The organism is Ruegeria sp. YKSD163 (genome assembly GCF_059612905.1).
Map to the genome: position 1 here is coordinate 28,638 of NZ_JBXWRM010000003.1, position 17,192 is coordinate 45,829.

A 17,192-nucleotide genomic window follows, 5' to 3' on the forward strand; every position below is an offset into this window, starting at 1 on the left:
ACCCTCCGGGCCGCGATCGCAGCCCGGAGGTATCCTTATGCTACTCGCCACCGCCCAGCTGGTGGACATAGACCGAAACCGCGCGGATCTGCGCTTCGGTCAAGCGACTGTCCCAAGGGGGCATCACGCCAAAGCGGGCGTTGTTCACCGACTCTGCGATCGCAGCGTAATCGCCACCATAGAGCCAGATGGCATCCGCCAGGTTAGGGGCGCCCTGCGCGCGGTCGCCGGTGGCGTCCTCGGCATGGCAGGAAGAGCAGTTGTCCTCAAAGACCACTGCACCGGCCGCCACCTGAGAGGCATCCTGCGGCTCACCCGACAGTGACATCACGAAATTGACCACCTGGTCGATTTCGGCGGCCTCCAGCAGCTCGTCACGGCCAAAGGCGGGCATCTCGGAATAGCGCGCATCGTCGTTTTCCGTGTTCCGGATACCGACAGTGACGGTTTCGTGGATCTCCTCGACCGAACCACCCCACAGCCAATCGTCATCCAGCAGGTTGGGGTAACCGACCGCACCGGCGGCACCCGAGCCGTGACACTGGGCGCACCAGGTCTTGAACACGGCAGACCCCGCCGACACGGCATAGGAGTTCAGATCCGCATCCGATGCGATCGCGGTCAGTTCGACTGACTCCAGCTTGGCATTGATCGGAGCGTTTGCCTCTTCCACTGCGGCGATATCGTTCGCGACATTGGCCCGCGTCGACCAGCCCATCACCCCGGCGGTGGCCGAGTTGATCATGGGCCAGGCCGGATAGGCAATGGTATAGCCGATGCCCCAGATGATGCAGAGATAGAAGGTCCACAGCCACCAGCGGGGAAGCGGGTTGTTGTATTCCTCGATCCCGTCCCAGCTGTGGCCGGTGGTTTCGACCTCTTGTTTCTGAACAGGTTTCTTGCTCATTGCCGCGCCTCCTTGAATGTGGCGGGTTTGTCGTTGCCCCGCAGGGGCGCTGCCGTATCGCCCTGACGGGGCGCAGGTGCGTCCGCATGCCGGAACGGGATGTTGGCGGTGTCGTCATAGGTTCTGGTCGATCCCGGGCGGAACACCCAGACCACCACACCGATGAAGAACGCGAACAGTGCAAGCAGCATCCAGCTGTCCGCGAACTGCCGGAGAAGGGTATATTCTTCCATATCTCCCTCCTCAGCGGCTCGCGTCCGGCGTGAAGGTCGAGAAATCAACCAACGTACCCAGCATTTGCAGATAGGCGATCAGCGCATCGGCCTCGGAGACACCCGGCTGACCGTCGAAGTTGCGCACATTGACCTTGTCGCCATAGCGTTCCAGCAGCCCGTCATAGTCGCTGTCGGGGTCGGCCTGGGCGGCAAAGTCGGCTTGCGCGGCTTCGATCATCTCGTCCGTGTACGGCACGCCGACGATCGCATTGGCGGCCATGAGATCACCGATATACTTGCCGTCGATCATGGTGCGTTCCAGGTAGCCATATTTGGGCATCACCGATTCCGGCACCACCGACTGCGGGTCACGCATGTGATCCACGTGCCAATCGTCCGAGTAGCGACCGCCCACGCGGGCGAGGTCGGGCCCGGTCCGCTTGGAGCCCCACTGGAACGGGTGGTCGTACATCGACTCCGCCGCCAGCGAGTAATGGCCATAGCGTTCGACCTCGTCGCGCATCGGGCGGATCATCTGGCTGTGGCACACATAGCAGCCTTCGCGAATGTAGACTTCGCGCCCTGCCATCTCGAGAGGGGTGTAGGGCCGCATGCCCTCCACCTTCTCGATGGTGTTTTCCAGCCAGAACAGCGGTGCGATCTGCACGATGCCGCCGATGGTCACGACCAGGAAGCTGAAGATCAGCAGGAGGGTCGCGTTGGTCTCGAGGATTTTATGTTTGTCGAGAATTGCCATTGCTCCGGCCCTCCTTATTCAGCCGGGACCGCGACGGACAGGCTGGCCTCTTTGGCCGGTGCCTTCCGAACGGTCATCCACAGGTTGTAGCACATGATGATGGCACCGGTGAGGTACAGGACCCCGCCCAGACCACGCACCACATACATCGGGAACTTGGCAGCCACGGTGTCGGCGAACGAGTTCACCAGGAAGCCGTTTGCATCCACTTCGCGCCACATCAGGCCTTCCATGATCCCGGTCACCCACATCGAGGCGGCGTAGAGCACGATACCGATAGTGGCGAGCCAGAAGTGGTAGTTCACCAGTTTCAGCGAGTAGAGACGATCCCGCTTCCACAGCACCGGCACCAGGAAGTAGAGCGCGCCAAAGGTGATCATACCGTTCCAACCCAGCGCACCAGAGTGCACGTGACCAATGGTCCAGTCGGTGTAGTGCGACAGCGAGTTCACTGCGCGGATCGACATCATCGGGCCTTCGAAGGTGGACATGCCGTAGAAACCGACCGAAATCACCATCATACGGATGATTGGGTCGGTGCGCAGCTTGTCCCAGGCGCCCGAGAGCGTCATCAGACCGTTGATCATGCCCCCCCAGGACGGCATCCACAGCACGACCGAGAACACCATGCCAAGCGTCGAGGCCCAGTCAGGCAGCGCGGTATAGTGCAGGTGGTGCGGACCGGCCCAGATATAGATGAAGATCAGCGCCCAGAAGTGGATGATCGACAGCTTGTAGCTGAACACCGGACGTTCGGCCTGTTTCGGGATGAAATAGTACATCATGCCCAGGAAGCCGGCGGTCAGGAAGAAGCCCACGGCGTTGTGACCATACCACCATTGCACCATGGCGTCCTGCACGCCCGGCCACACGATGACCGACTTCGAACCCCAGATGCTGACGGGGATGGTCAGGTTGTTGACCACATGCAGCATGGCGACGGTGACGATAAAGCTCAGATAGAACCAGTTGGCCACATAGATATGGGGTTCCTTGCGCTTGATGATCGTGCCCAGGAACACAGCCAGATAAGCGACCCAAACCACGGTCAGCCACAGGTCAACGTACCATTCAGGCTCGGCATATTCCTTCGACTGGGTGCCGCCCAGCAGATAGCCGGTTGCCGCCAGAACGATGAACAGCTGGTAACCCCAGAACACGAACCACGCCAGATTGCCACCCCATAGCCGTGCTGCGCTGGTGCGCTGGACCACGTAGAACGAGGTTGCGATCAATGCGTTACCACCAAATGCGAAAATCACTGCCGAGGTGTGCAGCGGGCGCAGACGGCCAAAATTTGCATAACCCTGGGCCCATTCGAAATTCAGCCCCGGAAAGGCAAGTTGAAATGCGATGAACGTCCCGGCCAGAAAGCCGACGACGCCCCAGAATGCGGTTGCGATGACACCGTAACGGACGACATCGTCCATGTATTCGCCCGAAAGGTCGAGCAGTCCGCCGGCCTCGTCGGTCTTGCGCAGCGTCCAGATGAACAGCCCACCGGAGACAAGCAGCACGATGACTGCATGCACCATGTAAGCCACGTCGCGCGCATAGTTGATCCCCATCGCCGCGAACAGCGCGATGAGACCAAGCGCGATGAGCTTGATATAGTTCGACATATTGCGTCCCTTTGCCTTGTCCCGCGCGATTCTCACGCCACGCCAGACGGATTAGACTGGTCGCTTAATTGAAGAGTTGAGCGAAATGCCGCTTTGATCTGCATCAAGACGCGACCCCGAAATGTGTGACACGCATATCTCAATTGAAACGCCCGGGCCGATCCGGGCAAAAATGCAGTCACGAGGTTCAAATGGCCTATAAATCCCTGTTGACCGTTCTGACCGATCCCAAGCTCGCCCCGGCTGCCTTGGCGCAATTGGTCGCCCTGGCCGAAGCTCAGGACGCCCATGCCGAGGCGCTATGCCTTGGCGTCGACCGGAGTCAGACCGGCTATTACTATGCCGGCGCCAACGCGCTGATCCTGCAAGAAACGCTGAACCGGGCCAATGCCGAGGCCGAAGAGGTTCTGAAACTGGCTCAGGATACACTGGGCAAGTCCGGCGTGCGCTGGTCTGCCGAAAGCGGCGTTGCCCAGATTGCCGATCTGGGTCGCCATGTGGCTCATCGCGCCCGGTTCTCGGACCTGGTGGTGCTGTCGCGCCCTTATGGCGAAGATCGCGGTAGTGAGGCAGAGCCGATCGTCGAGGCCGCCATGTTCGAAGGGCACGCCCCGGTTCTGGTCGTGCCCGACAACGCGCCAACGCTGAAACAGCCGCGCACCGTCCTGCTCGGGTGGAATGAAAGCGTCGAGGCGATGCGCGCGATCCGGCTGGCGATGCCCTTCCTGCGGGCCGCCGATCTGGTACGGATCGTGGTAATCGACCCCCCGCGCCACGGCCCCGACCGCTCGGACCCGGGCGGCCTGCTCAGCCAGATGCTGGCCCGCCATGGCGTCAAGGTGGAAATCGACGTACTCAGCAAAACGATGACACGGGTGTCGGACATCCTCAACCGCCACGCCACCGACACCAGCGCCGACATGCTGGTAATGGGCGCCTATGGTCATTCGCGGTTCCGCGAGGCCATTCTGGGCGGCGCCACCCGCAACATGCTGGAACAGGCCACCGTTCCCGTTTTCATGGCGCATTGAACCGGCGCGGGGCTACTCCGGTAGCCCCATCGCCCTGAGCAAGCGCGTATTCTGCGCGGTGTGCAATGCAGTGCGAAAATACTTGTGGTGGTCCTGAAACCGGGACACCGAGAATTCGGGTGACAGGTCCAAGAGCCGGTTAGCCAGTGCTTTTGCTTCGTCCATCCTGTCCAGTTCGCACAGCGAACAGATCGAATGGACATAAAGCACCACGACATTGGGATTGAGCCGCAATCCCTCGTTCGCGGCCTCTAGCGCCTCTTCAAACCGTCCGGCATCCCGATGAACGGCGGCGATGGCGACAAGTGCGCGAAACCACAAAGGATCTTTGGGGTTGAGTTGACGCGCGCGCGCCGCAAGCTCCAGCACCTTGTCGCTGTCGCCCTGCAACGCTTCGAGCATCGCGAGCGAGGTCCATGCCCAGGCAAAGCTTGGACAGCCTTCACATGCTTGCCGGACCAGCCCCATGCCCCGTTCTATCTCCAGGCCAAAAAAGGCAAGCGCGTACCCGGAATAAGCTGCCACCTCGAGATCTCCCGGGGCAAGATCAAGCGCTGCATTGGCGAGCTCTCCGCCTCTGGTCCGGTCGGTCTCTTGGGCATACCCGACACGCCAAGCCACGTTCAGAGTGTGGCACCACGCCCTGATCGCCATCGCCTTGGCATAGTCCGGTGAAGCCTTGATCGCTGCATCCAACAGATCGGCCGCCTTGGCCACCTGCGCCCGGTTCAGCGCTGCCAGCCCTTGCAGATAGTAATCATAGGCGCTGGCATTGCCCGGCGCGCTCTGGGCCGCGCGCTGCATCTCGGCCATCTGCACGGTGGGCGCCACAGCGGCAACAACGGCAGCGGTCACCTTGTCCTGCAAATCGAATATGTCCTCGTCGGTGCCGTCGAACCGCTCTGACCAGACCTGTGTACCTGATGCCGTGTCGGCAAGTTGGCCACTGACCCGGATCCGGTTGCCCTGGATGCGCATGCTGCCTTCCAGAACATATTTGACCCCCAGTTCCCGGCCGATCTGTCGGACGTCCATCGGGGTGCCCTTGTACGCAAAGGACGAGTTCCGGGCGATCACGAAAAGCCACGGAACCCGCGCCAACGCGGAAATGATATCCTCTGTCAATCCATCGGCAATGTACTCCGTTTCCGGATTAGCCGACCAGTTCGTCAAGGGAAGAACCGCCAACGAGGGTTTGTCATCGACGGCCTTTGGGCGCGCTGCAGGCGCATCGGCCTTCCGAGACGGCATCCAGTCGAACAGACGGATGCTGCGCGATATGTTCTTCAACGGCGGCGCGCCTGCATCCCGAAAAGCAATCTCCAATCGGCCGACCACTTCGTCGTGGACACGCTCCGAAACAGCGACGCCGCCTTTCGGTGCCTGGGCCTCGATTCGGGCCGCGATGTTCACGTCATCGCCGAAGATATCCCCATTCTCCGATAGGATCTCGCCCGAGTGAACGCCGACCCGCAAGAGCATATGCTCAGAGTCCTCCAAAGACGCATTTCGGTCCATCATCCGATGCTGGATGGCGGTCGCACAGCCCACTGCATCCCGGGACGAGGAAAACTCGGCCAGCAACCCGTCGCCCATCGTCTTGACCACGCGCCCCCGGTGCAGGCCGATGACCAATTCGATGGCATCCAGATGTCCGCGCGCCGCGCGGACTGCGCGTTCCTCGTTGCGGCCGACATGGGAACTGTAGCCCGCAAAATCCGCGACCAGCACGGCCGCCAACCGTCTCTCCATACGGACATTTCCCCGGTTCAAGGCACAAGCATCATGCCTTGCGGACCAATCCTATCAGGAACAGCAGGATCACGGCTCCGATCGTTGTATGCAGCACCGACGCAAGGAACCCGCCTCCGACTGCAAAACCCAAGGCGGGAAAGATCAAACCGGCAAGGAAAGCCCCAACGACACCGACAATCATATTCCCAATCAGGCCGAACCCACGTCCCGCCATGATCCGGCCGGATAACCATCCGGCCAGAACACCCACAATAAGCATCACGAACAGGCTTTCGAACTGCATGATCCCTGTCTCCCGAATTCTGAGGCCTTCAAGGGAGTAGAGCACGGATCAACGGACCGGTCACGACCTGATGTAGTGCATCCCTTGGAAGCGGCCCCGCATTTCGCGGGTCCTTGCGGCCACCGCCTCGGGGTCGTTGCCGGTCAGGGCTTGCGTGATCAGCCAGGCCAGTTCGGCGGCGTGGTCCGATGTCACCCCACGCCGCACCAGTTCCGGCGTCCCGATCCGGAGGCCGTTCATATCCCCCGAAATCGGTGCTATCGGCAGGCCGATACCGCAAGCCAGGAACCCCGCCCGGCGCAGCATCTTCGACGCGGCCTGACCGCCGCCGAACCGCGCCGCCTCGACCGCGAATTGGTGCGAGGCAGTGGCCCCTCCCGCCCCATGGAAGACCGGCATGCCCAGCGCCTCCAGTTCGGCGGCCAGCGCCTGCGCCAGATCGACCATGGCCTGGCCATAGGCCGCACCATGATCGACCCAGTCCAGCAGCGAGATCGCCAACGCCGCCGATTTCGCCGCGTCGAAATTGGCGGTCATGCCGGGAAAGGCGATGGCATCCAGCCTCTCAGCGATCTCGGCATCATTGGTCACGATCAGCCCGCCCGCAGGCCCGCCAAGACTCTTGTAGGTGCTCATCGTCATCAGATGCGCCCCCTCGTCCAGCGGGTTGGCCCAGACGCCACCGGCGATGATCCCGCATTGATGTGCCGCGTCGAACAGAACCTTGGCGCCGACCCGGTCGGCGATCTCGCGCACCGCGGCCACCGGATGCGGAAAGAGATTCAGCGAGCCGCCCACGGTAATCAGCTTGGGCCGGTGCCGCTCGGCCAGTTCAGCGAGCGACACCAGATCCAGACTGTAGCCGTCCACATCCACCGGCGCCTCGATGGTATTCAGTCCATAAAGGCCCGCGCAACCAGCCCCGTGGTGGGTGACATGACCGCCGATGCTGGCCGGCGGTGCGATGATCGTGTCACCGGGCCGGGTCAGCGCCATGAACCCATACAGATTTGCCAGCGCGCCCGATCCGACGCGTATTTCGGCATAGCGCGCGTTGAAAACCCGTGCGGCGAGTTCGGCGGCGATCACCTCGATCTCTTCGATCGCTTCCAGACCCATCTCGTATTTGTCACCGGGATAGCCCAGCGAGGGACGGCTGCCCAAACCACGCGCAAGCGCAGCTTCGGCGTGTGGATTCATCACATTGGTCGCGGGGTTCAGGTTGAAACACTCCACATCATGGATCACATGGTTTTTCTCGATCAGCGCCTCCAGACGCGCATCTATCGCGGCGCTGTCGGCGCGCGCAGTCGTGTCGGCGATCTGCTGAACGCGGGTTTCGCAATGGGCGGGCACCCAGGGGCGGGCGGCAAGCTGTGGCATGGAATCCTCCGTATCTCTGCCCGCAGGATCACCAAACCACCTCTTGCGCGCAAATCAGTTTCCGGGAAAATTAGGGTCAGAAAATCTAAGGCTTCCTGATGCCCGTCGCCCCGCCACGCCCCCGCCCCCTGCCACTGAATGCCCTGCGCGCATTCGAGGCCGCTGCGCGACTGGGCGGTTTCGCCGCCGCCGCCGACGAACTGGGCGTCAGTCCCGGCGCGGTCTCGGCTCAGATCAAGCAGCTCGAGGATATGCTGGGCGCGCCACTCTTCGACCGCAGCGCTCGGGGCGTCACCCTCACCGCTCTCGCGGCCGATGTTCTGCCCGATCTGACCGGCGCTTTCGACCGGCTGGCCACGGTCAGCCATGACCTTCGCACCGGCGCCAAGCCGCAGGTGGTACATGTGGCGGCCCTGCCCTCGGTCGCACAGCTCTGGCTGTCGCCGCGCCTGCCCGGTCTGCGCGCCGCGGCCCCCGAGATCGAGATCTCGGTTACCGCGATGGAACAGCCACCCGATCTGAAACGCGCGCCCTTCGATCTTTGCCTGTTCTTCGGCGATGGCCCGGGCGACGAGTTGGCCGCCGACACGATCACCCCGGTCTGCGCACCCGCTCTGGTGGGGCGGTTGAACCGGCCCGAGGACCTGCGCCACCTGCCCTGTCTTATCGACACTACATGGCATGGCGACTGGTCGTTCTGGATGGCGGCTGCCCTACCCGGCCAGACCTTTGTGCCGCGCGGTCCCGAGTTCTCGCTCTATGCGCTAGCGGTCGAGGAAACGGTGAACGGCGCCGGGGTGCTGATGGGGCATGAGGCGCTGATCTCCCCGTTTCTGGCGCGCGGGCAGCTGGTTGCACCCTTCGCAACCCGGGTCACCCTGCCGCACGCCTTGCGTCTCTGGGCACCACGCCCGCTGGCGCCCGGCTCCGCCGCCCGGCGCGTGGCCGATTGGCTGCGGCGCCAGAGTTGAGCCGCGGCCCACCCCCTTCATTTCGCGATAGATACTCCGGAGCGCGAGGCAAAGCCTCGCATATTTCCGGTCTCAGACCAGAAAACCGCCGTCGGTATCGTCGCCCGCTTCCTCCATCAACCGGCCCATGTCCGGGATGGTGACGTGGCGCTTGCCTTCGAGGTGAATCACCCCGTCCTTTTTCAGCGCCGAGATCTGGCGGCTCACCGTTTCCAGTGTCAGGCCCAGATAGTCGGCCATCGCCTCGCGGGTCAGCGGCAGGTCGAACACCATCGGCCCGCTCATGCCCCGCTTGGTCAGCGAGGCATCACGGCGGGCGATGATCGACAACAGGCTGGCGATCTTCTCGCGCGCGGTCTTGCGGCCCAGCACCAGCATCCATTCGCGCGCCGCATCCAGTTCGTCCAGCGTCATTTCCAGCAGCCGATGCGCGATATGCGGGGTGCGCGCCATCAGCTCTTCGAACGGTTTCTTGCGGAAACAACACATGACCAGATCGGTGGTCGCCACAACGTCATAAGGCGCCCCTTCGCGCCCCGGCCGACCGACAAAATCCGAGGGCAACAGCAGGCCCACCATCTGAGTGCGACCGTCTTCCATCGTCTGGGTCAGCGTGGCGATGCCGGAAACGACGGACCCAACGAAACTCATCTGATCGCCTGACCAGATCACGGTCTGCCCGGCCTCGAAGCTGCGATAGTACTTGATCTCTTCCAGCTCCTCCAACTCATCCGTATCGCAATGCGCGCAGACGGCACGGTGCCGGATCGGGCAATCGTCGCAGTTGGAATGGCAAAGCTGAGGCGAGGTGCTCATGGAATTCGGTCCTACTTGATCTGAGTCAAGGTCCTTCACGGACCGCTCTCATAACGGTACTCGCATGATAGCGAAATCACAATTGGCACGGCTCGGACTTTTTGACGCGAAAGTACCGAGATACACAAGCTACCCGACCGCCCCCCATTTCAGCAATGACGTAGGGTCAGATCGTTTTGGCGAGTGGATTTCGGGAATTTCCCCCGGCAGCGCGATCTCGCTCTATGTTCATGTGCCCTTCTGCCGCCGACTCTGCTGGTTCTGCGCTTGTCGCACTCAGGGCACCCAGACCGACAATCCGGTCATCGCCTATGTCGATACGCTCAAGGCCGAGCTTGCATTGCTGGCCGAGTGCCTGCCCGAGGGCGTGCACCTGTCGCGCCTGCATTGGGGTGGCGGCACGCCGACCTTGCTGAACCCCGAGTTGATGCGCGATCTGGCGCGCAGCATTTTCGACACGGTCCCACTGGGGCCCGAGGCCGAATTCTCGGTCGAGATCGATCCCAACGAGATCGACCCGGCCCGGCTGGACGCACTGGCCGAGGCGGGGATGAACCGCGCTTCGATCGGGGTGCAGGATTTCGATGACGAGATCCAGAAAACCATCGGCCGCATTCAGGGCTATGACGTCACCCGCGACGCGGTCGACATGATTCGCGCCCGTGGCATCTATAGCTTGAACGCCGATATCCTCTATGGCCTGCCCCATCAGACCCGCGCGCGCATGACCGAAAGCGTGCAGAAGCTCTTGTCGCTCAACCCCGACCGGGTGGCGCTCTATGGCTATGCCCATGTTCCTTGGATGGCCAAGCGGCAGCAGCTGATTCCCTCGGACGCGCTGCCGACGCCGGAACAGCGGCTCGACCTGTTCGATACCGCGCGGCGCCTGTTCATGTGGGACAATTACGCCGAGATCGGCATCGACCATTTCGCCACCCAGGACGATGGTCTGACCCGCGCGCTGAAGGCGGGCAAGCTGCGCCGCAATTTCCAGGGCTATACCGACGATCAGGCCGATGTTCTGATAGGTGTGGGCGCCAGTTCGATCTCTCGATTCCCACAGGGTTACGCGCAGAACGCACCGGCCACCTCTGCCCACACCGGCGCCATTCGGGCCGGGCGATTTTCAACCGCGCGCGGCCACCTGTTCAAGGGGCAGGACGTGATGCGCGCTCGCCTGATCGAGGCGCTGATGTGCGATTTCCGCATCGATCGGGCCGAGATCCTGCGCGATCACGATGTGTCCGCCGAGGAGCTGGATCAAATGTTCCGCACCGCCAACGAGGCGTTCGATGGCCTGCTGCGAATCACCTCGGACGGGCTGTTCATCCCGCAAGAAGCGCGGGCGCTGACACGGATGGTGGCACGGGTGTTTGACGCCTATGACCTCAGCAAGGCCGGGCACAGTTCGGCGATTTGATCGGTCATACGGCAGTGCGGCTTTCCCGCCCATTTTCGCCAAGGGACTTGACGGCCACGCGCCGGATTTCACACACTCAGGGCAGGGCGGGTTGCCCTGCACCCGACATTGGTTGGACCGGACGGCGCAGCGACCTTGCCGCTGAGGCAGGCTATTGATGCATCACAGGCATGCGATGCGACGGCATTCGTACGAACTCTGGTTGCGGAGCAGAAAACAGGATTGCAGCAAGAAAAGGGATAGCCTCCATGCGCGTATTCACCGTTCTCGGACCGAGCCAATCCGGCAAGTCCACGCTGGTCGAGGCCATCAGTCGCCTCGACAGCCGCCCGACCACATTCGACCTTTCCGAAACCGTGCATCTGCACGGTTTTTCTTATTTGGAGGAACCCTGGTGCGCAATCGACGTGGATGGCGGCAGCGATGCGCTGGCCTTTGCCGGCCCGGCCATGGCGATCTCGGACGCGGCCGTGATCGTGGTGCCACCCGACCCCGAGGCGGCGGTGCTGTGCGCACCCTACCTGCGACTTGTCGAAGAGGCCGGCATTCCGGCCTTTCTGTTCATCAACCGTCTGGACAACCCCAACGGCCGTATCCGCGACATCGTCGCGGCGCTTCAGGCCTATTGCACCCATCACATCGCCCTGCGCCAGGTGCCGATCCGCGAGGGAGATCAGGTGGTGGGCGCGGTGGACCTGATCTCGGAGCGGGCCTGGAAATACCGCGAGGGCGAACCCTCGGCCCTGATCGAACTGCCCGCTGCGGCGGTCGAGCGTGAACAGGAAGCGCGCGCCGAATTGCTCGAGGCGCTGTCGGATTTCGACGATCATCTTCTCGAACAACTGATCGAGGACCGCCAACCGCCCAGTGCCGAAGTATATGACCTGGCGGCCCGAGTGTCGCAGAATCACCAGTTGATCCCGGCCTATCTGGGCGCGGCGAGCCATGGCAACGGGCTGACCCGGATGATGAAGGCGCTGCGCCACGAGGCCCCCGAATTCGATATTGCCGCCGGTCGCGATGCAGCCAGCGAACAGGCGCGCGCCATCGCGGGATTTGCCGATGTCAAGAAACACATGGGCAAGATCGTGGTGCTGCGGGGCCTTGGCGATGGGGTAAAGGCGCATGAGGCGCTGGGAGGCGATACCGTCGGCAGCCTGATGGAACTGGACGCCCGCAGCCAGATCGGTGCGCTGGCGGCGGGTCAGATCGGGTTGGCGGTGAAATCCGAACACCTGCGGCCAGGCCATATCTATGACAGTGCCGGCGCGACGGAATTGCCCGATTGGGCACGCAGCCATCCGCCGGGTCACCGCCAATTGGTCAGCCCGGCGCATGAACGCGACGATGCCCGGCTGTCCGCTGCGCTGGCCCGAATGAACGAGATCGACCCGGGCCTACATGTTTCGTCCGACGACGCCACCGGCCATGCGGTGCTGGGCTGTCAGGGGCCACAGCACCTGCGCCGGATCGCAACCAAGCTGGCCGAGGACTTTGGCGTCGAGATCACCTCGGAACCGGTGGCGACGGCCTATCGCGAGACGATCCAGAAACCTGTTGAACACCATTATCGCCATCGCAAGCAATCTGGCGGTGCCGGTCAGTTCGCCGATGTGCTGCTGACGGTCGAGCCGCTGCCGCGCGGGGCCGGGTTCCAGTTCGACGAAGTGGTCAAAGGCGGCGCGGTGCCCAAGACCTATATTCCCTCGGTTGCGCAGGGGGCAGAAGAGGCGCTGGCGCGCGGTCCAGAGGGTTTCCCGGTAGTTGATGTGAAAGTGACACTGAAGGATGGCAAACATCACGCGGTAGACAGTTCCGATTACGCCTTCCGCACCGCCGGCAAGGCGGCGGTGCGCGAGGCGATTCCACAAGCAAAGCCGGTGGTGTTGCAACCCATCCTGCGAGCCGAGATTCACCTGCCTTCGGTATTTGTCGGCGATCTGGTACCGGCGATCAGCGGCCTCCAGGGTCAGGTGTTGGGCTTCGAGGCGCATCCCTCGGCCGCAGGCTGGGAGATCTTCAACGCCCTGCTGCCAGCAGTCGCCGAAGACGAGTTGCACCGGGTGCTGGCCAGTTCCAGCCGGGGCACCGGCTGGGTCAGGTTGAGCTTCGATCACTACGAGGAGTTGCGCGGCCCGGTCCCGAAACCGTCCCGCGAAACCGCAGCCGCAGGCTGACCGGAATTCTGCAAGAATTCCGGCCCGGGAAACACCTGTTTTCCGGGCCGTTTTCCGTATCGGAAAACGGCGACCTACCCTGCCGCCGCGATCAGGCTGCGGGTATAGTCGGTCTGTGCGTTGGTAAACAGCGCCTCGGTCTCGCCCATTTCGATCACATCGCCCTGACGCATCACGATGACCTTATGTGACATCGCCCGCACCACCTTCAGGTCGTGGCTGATGAACAGATAGGCCAGACCGTACTTGCGTTGCAGCTCTCGAAGCAGCGCCACGATCTGCACCTGCACCGTCATGTCCAAGGCCGATGTAGGCTCATCCAGCACCAGCAACCTGGGCCGCAGCACCATGGCCCGTGCGATGGCGATACGCTGCCGTTGACCGCCAGAGAACTCATGCGGGTAGCGGTCCATCGTGGCAGGATCCAGCCCCACCTCCCGCATCACCTCGGCTACCAGCTCACGCGGCGCGCGGTGGGGGTCGACCTTGTGGATCGCCAACCCCTCAGAAATGATCTGGGCGCAGGTCATCCGAGGACTGAGGCTGCCGAATGGATCCTGAAACACGATCTGCATGTCCTTGCGCAACCGGCGCAGCTCGCGCGTGGACCAGCCGCGTACATCCTCACCGCGAAAGGTGATGCCGCCCTCGGAGCCAATCAGCCGCATGATCGCCAGCGCTAGCGTTGTCTTGCCAGAGCCGCTTTCGCCCACGATGCCCAGGGTCTCGCCCGCGCGCACGGAAATCGAGGCGTCGTTCACCGCCTTTACATGCCCCACAGTGCGCCGCAGAAAACCGCGCTGAATCGGGAACCAGACCCGCAGGTGATCGGTGCGGGCCACCTCTTCGGCCCCTGAGCGCACCGGGTCGGGTCGCCCCTTGGGTTCGGCTGCCAACAGCTTGCGCGTATACGGATGCCGGGGATTGGCGAAAATCTCTTCGGTCCTGCCGCTCTCGACGATCTCTCCCGCCTTCATCACGCAGACCCGGTCGGCGATCCGCCGCACGATGCCCAGATCATGGGTGATGAACAGCATCCCCATGTTCTCCTCCCGCTGGAGATCGGCCAGCAATTCGAGGATCTGGGCCTGGATTGTCACATCCAGCGCCGTGGTCGGCTCGTCCGCGATCAGGATGTCGGGCTTGTTGGCCAGCGCCATGGCGATCATCACCCTTTGCCGCTGTCCGCCGCTCAACTGGTGCGGATAGGCATCGAGCCGGGTTTCGGGGTCACGGATACCGACCTTGACCAGCAATTCCAGAATGCGCGTCTGTGCCGCCTCGCCCACCAGCCCCTGGTGCAGGGCCAGCGATTCCGCCATCTGCTTGCGGATCGTGTGCAGCGGATTGAGCGAGGTCATCGGCTCTTGAAAGATAAAGCTGATATCGTTGCCGCGCACATCCATCAGCCGCTGCTCACTGGCGCCGATCATCTCTTGCCCGTCATAGGTGACCGAGCCTTCGACAATCGCGCTGTCCCCCAAGAGCGACACGGTCGAGAGCGCCGAGACCGATTTGCCCGAACCGCTTTCGCCCACCAGAGCAACGGTTTCCCCCCGGTTCACCGTGAAGGACACGCCGCGCACCGCCTGGCTGATCCGCCCATCCTGACGGAACGAGACATTCAGCCCTTTGACCTCGAGAAGCGCACTCATGAGAAGGTCTTTCTGGGGTCGAATGCATCGCGCACGCCTTCGAAGATGAAGACCAGCAGCGACAGCATGATGGCAAAGGTGAAAAACGCTGTGAAGGCCAGCCACGGCGCCTGCAGGTTCTGTTTGGCCTGCAAGGTCAGCTCGCCCAGCGACGGGGCCGAAGAGGGCAGACCAAAGCCAAGGAAATCGAGCGAGGCCAGCCCGCCAATGGACCCGGTGACCAGGAACGGCAGGATGGTGACCGTGGCCACCATCGCATTGGGCAGCATGTGGCGGAACATGATGGTCCAGTCGCTGACACCCAGCGCCCGCGCCGCGCGCACATATTCCAGGTTTCGGGCGCGCAGGAACTCGGCCCGGACCACGCCCACCAGAGCGGTCCAGCCAAACAGGATCGAGATGATGACCAGCATCCAGAAACTGCGCTGAAAGATCGAGAACATGATGATGATCACGTACAGGCCCGGCGTGGCTCCCCAGATCTCGATCACCCGCTGCATGATCAGGTCGGTACGACCGCCAAAGAACCCCTGTATCGCACCCGCGATCACCCCGATGATCGAGGCGGCAAAGGTCACGATCAGCGCGAACAGGATCGACAGACGGAACCCGTAGATCACCCGCGCCAGCACGTCGCGCTTGGTGTCGTCGGTGCCCAGCAGGTTCTGCTCGTTCGGGGGCAGCGGTGCCGCGCCTGGGCGATCGACCGAGGTGCGATAGGAATAGGGGATAGGCGGCCAGATGGCCCAGCCCTGTTCGAATCCCTCGGCCTGATAGGTGCCCGCCTCGATCTGTTCGATCACTCCTTCGGGATCGTCGAAACAGTCTTCGATGCCGCCGCTAGCGATCAGGCATTTCACCTCGGGGTCGCGATAGATCGCCTCGGTCTGGAAATCGCCACCAAAGGCGGTTTCGGGGTAGAATGAGAAGATCGGCATCCGCAACTCACCGCGATAGCTGACGAGGATCGGTTTGTCATTGGCCAGGAACTCGGCAAACAGCGAGACCCCGAACAGGATCGAGAACACGATCAGCGACCAGAAGGCGCGGCGGTTGCGGCAAAAATTGTTCCAGCGGCGCTGGTTCAGCGGTGACAGGCGCATGGCTCAGCCCTCCCGCCGCTCAAAGTCGATGCGGGGATCGACCAGCACATAGGTCAGGTCCGACAGGATACCGACCAACAGACCGATCAGGCCGAACACGAAGAGCGTGCCGAACATCACCGGATAGTCGCGCGCCACCGTCGCCTCGAACCCCAGCCGGCCCAGACCGTCGAGCGAGAAGATCGTCTCGATGATCAGCGAGCCGCCCAGAAAAACCGACAGGAACACGCCCGGAAAGCCTGAGATCACGATAAGCATCGCGTTACGGAACACATGGCCGTACAGCACCCGGCTTTCGCTCAGCCCCTTGGCGCGGGCGGTGATCACGTATTGCTTCTTGATCTCGTCCAAAAAGCTGTTCTTGGTCAGCAGGGTCAGCGTGGTGAAGGCGCCGATGGTATAGGCGGTCAGCGGCAGGGCAATGTGCCAGAAATAATCCAGCACCTTTCCCAGCAAAGACAGGTCCGAGAAATTGTCCGAGGTGAGGCCCCTCAGCGGAAAGATCTGCCAATAGCTGCCCCCGGCGAACAGCACCAAGAGCAGGATGGCAAACAGGAACCCCGGGATCGCATAGGCCGCGATGATCAACCCGCTGGTCCAGGTGTCAAAACGCGAGCCATCGCGCACCGCCTTGCGGATGCCCAACGGGATCGAGATCGCGTAGGCGATCAACGTCGACCACAGGCCCAGCGTGATCGAGACCGGCATCTTCTCCAAAACCAGATCGACAACGTCGATCTTGCGGAAATAGCTCTCGCCGAAATCCAGATGCAGATAGTTCCACAGCATCAGCAGGAACCGTTCGTGCGCCGGCTTGTCGAGCCCGTAAAGCTCCTCCAATTCCTTGATGAATTCCGGCGGCAGGCCGCGCGCACCGATATAGCGGTCGTTCACCGCATTTGTCTGGCTGTTCAACTGCGCGTCGTTGCCCTGGCCTGCGAAACCTTCGAATACATCGCCGCCGCCCTGCAACTGCGCGATGGCCTGATCCACCGGTCCACCCGGCACGAATTGCACCAGCACGAAATTGACCAGCATGATCCCAAGCAACGTCGGGATCACCAAAAGCAATCGTCTGAGGATATAGGCACCCATCG

15 protein-coding genes are annotated in these 17,192 nt (G+C 62.5%); 4 read left to right on the top strand and 11 right to left on the bottom strand.

Going from position 1 to position 17,192, the window contains the following annotated elements; translation table 11 throughout:
• Window positions 1-40: 40 nt before the first annotated feature.
• From ccoP to ccoN, 4 genes are read right to left on the bottom strand one after another with little or no spacing between them, the layout of a single operon-like run.
• The gene (ccoP, locus tag AC2FNA_RS05545; protein ID WP_234138787.1) at window positions 41-907 is read right to left on the bottom strand and encodes a cytochrome-c oxidase, cbb3-type subunit III; all 867 of its coding nucleotides are present in this window, start codon (window positions 905-907) and stop codon (window positions 41-43) included.
• The gene (locus AC2FNA_RS05550) at window positions 904-1,140 is read right to left on the bottom strand and encodes a cbb3-type cytochrome c oxidase subunit 3 (RefSeq protein WP_496825058.1); all 237 of its coding nucleotides are present in this window, start codon (window positions 1,138-1,140) and stop codon (window positions 904-906) included. The genes ccoP and AC2FNA_RS05550 overlap by 4 nt, the downstream gene beginning before the upstream one ends.
• A gap of 10 nt (window positions 1,141-1,150) precedes the next feature.
• Window positions 1,151-1,879, bottom strand: a complete 729-nt coding sequence (ccoO, locus tag AC2FNA_RS05555; protein WP_011049205.1) for a cytochrome-c oxidase, cbb3-type subunit II — start codon at window positions 1,877-1,879, stop codon at window positions 1,151-1,153.
• A gap of 14 nt (window positions 1,880-1,893) precedes the next feature.
• A complete protein-coding gene (gene ccoN, locus AC2FNA_RS05560) occupies window positions 1,894-3,501 on the bottom strand; it encodes a cytochrome-c oxidase, cbb3-type subunit I (RefSeq protein ID WP_234167642.1) in 1,608 nt (535 codons plus the stop codon).
• A gap of 191 nt (window positions 3,502-3,692) precedes the next feature.
• On the opposite strand from ccoN, the gene AC2FNA_RS05565 reads away from it, so the two are divergent.
• Window positions 3,693-4,532 carry a universal stress protein gene (locus AC2FNA_RS05565; protein WP_234178008.1) on the top strand — a complete coding sequence of 280 codons (840 nt, stop codon included), beginning with the start codon at window positions 3,693-3,695 and terminating at the stop codon, window positions 4,530-4,532.
• Between the two features lie 12 nt (window positions 4,533-4,544).
• Here the strand turns inward: AC2FNA_RS05565 and AC2FNA_RS05570 are convergent, their stop codons facing one another.
• The 3 genes from AC2FNA_RS05570 to glyA are packed head-to-tail and all read right to left on the bottom strand — an operon-like array spanning window position 4,545 to window position 7,953.
• Complete coding sequence (locus tag AC2FNA_RS05570) at window positions 4,545-6,284, bottom strand: adenylate/guanylate cyclase domain-containing protein (RefSeq protein WP_496825059.1); 1,740 nt, start codon at window positions 6,282-6,284, stop codon at window positions 4,545-4,547.
• Window positions 6,285-6,315: 31 nt separating this feature from the next.
• Complete coding sequence (locus AC2FNA_RS05575) at window positions 6,316-6,570, bottom strand: GlsB/YeaQ/YmgE family stress response membrane protein (RefSeq protein ID WP_496825060.1); 255 nt, start codon at window positions 6,568-6,570, stop codon at window positions 6,316-6,318.
• Between the two features lie 60 nt (window positions 6,571-6,630).
• Window positions 6,631-7,953: a serine hydroxymethyltransferase gene (gene glyA / locus AC2FNA_RS05580; protein ID WP_496825061.1), complete on the bottom strand. Its 1,323-nt coding sequence runs from the start codon at window positions 7,951-7,953 to the stop codon at window positions 6,631-6,633.
• A gap of 98 nt (window positions 7,954-8,051) precedes the next feature.
• Here glyA and AC2FNA_RS05585 point away from each other — a divergent pair, with 98 nt between their 5' ends.
• Window positions 8,052-8,924: a LysR family transcriptional regulator gene (locus AC2FNA_RS05585; protein ID WP_496825062.1), complete on the top strand. Its 873-nt coding sequence runs from the start codon at window positions 8,052-8,054 to the stop codon at window positions 8,922-8,924.
• 72 nt (window positions 8,925-8,996) lie between these two features.
• On the opposite strand, the gene fnrL is transcribed toward AC2FNA_RS05585, so the two are convergent.
• Window positions 8,997-9,740, bottom strand: a complete 744-nt coding sequence (gene fnrL, locus AC2FNA_RS05590) for a transcriptional regulator FnrL (protein WP_496825063.1) — start codon at window positions 9,738-9,740, stop codon at window positions 8,997-8,999.
• 64 nt (window positions 9,741-9,804) lie between these two features.
• On the opposite strand from fnrL, the gene hemN reads away from it, so the two are divergent.
• Together hemN and AC2FNA_RS05600 are read left to right on the top strand one after the other, a co-directional pair.
• Window positions 9,805-11,160 (top strand): oxygen-independent coproporphyrinogen III oxidase, encoded by a 1,356-nt coding sequence (gene hemN / locus AC2FNA_RS05595; RefSeq protein ID WP_496825064.1) that lies wholly within the window; start codon window positions 9,805-9,807, stop codon window positions 11,158-11,160.
• A 248-nt stretch (window positions 11,161-11,408) separates the two neighbouring features.
• Window positions 11,409-13,337 carry an elongation factor G gene (locus AC2FNA_RS05600; protein ID WP_496825065.1) on the top strand — a complete coding sequence of 643 codons (1,929 nt, stop codon included), beginning with the start codon at window positions 11,409-11,411 and terminating at the stop codon, window positions 13,335-13,337.
• Between the two features lie 74 nt (window positions 13,338-13,411).
• Here AC2FNA_RS05600 and AC2FNA_RS05605 read toward each other — a convergent pair whose 3' ends face one another.
• From AC2FNA_RS05605 to AC2FNA_RS05615, 3 genes are read right to left on the bottom strand one after another with little or no spacing between them, the layout of a single operon-like run.
• The gene (locus AC2FNA_RS05605) at window positions 13,412-14,992 is read right to left on the bottom strand and encodes an ABC transporter ATP-binding protein (RefSeq protein WP_496825066.1); all 1,581 of its coding nucleotides are present in this window, start codon (window positions 14,990-14,992) and stop codon (window positions 13,412-13,414) included.
• Window positions 14,989-16,095, bottom strand: coding sequence for an ABC transporter permease (locus AC2FNA_RS05610; RefSeq protein ID WP_496825067.1), 1,107 nt, complete (start codon window positions 16,093-16,095; stop codon window positions 14,989-14,991). Before AC2FNA_RS05610 ends, AC2FNA_RS05605 begins: the two co-directional genes overlap by 4 nt.
• A 3-nt stretch (window positions 16,096-16,098) precedes the next feature.
• A complete protein-coding gene (locus AC2FNA_RS05615) occupies window positions 16,099-17,190 on the bottom strand; it encodes a microcin C ABC transporter permease YejB (protein ID WP_496825068.1) in 1,092 nt (363 codons plus the stop codon).
• Between the last annotated feature and the right edge of the window lie 2 nt (window positions 17,191-17,192).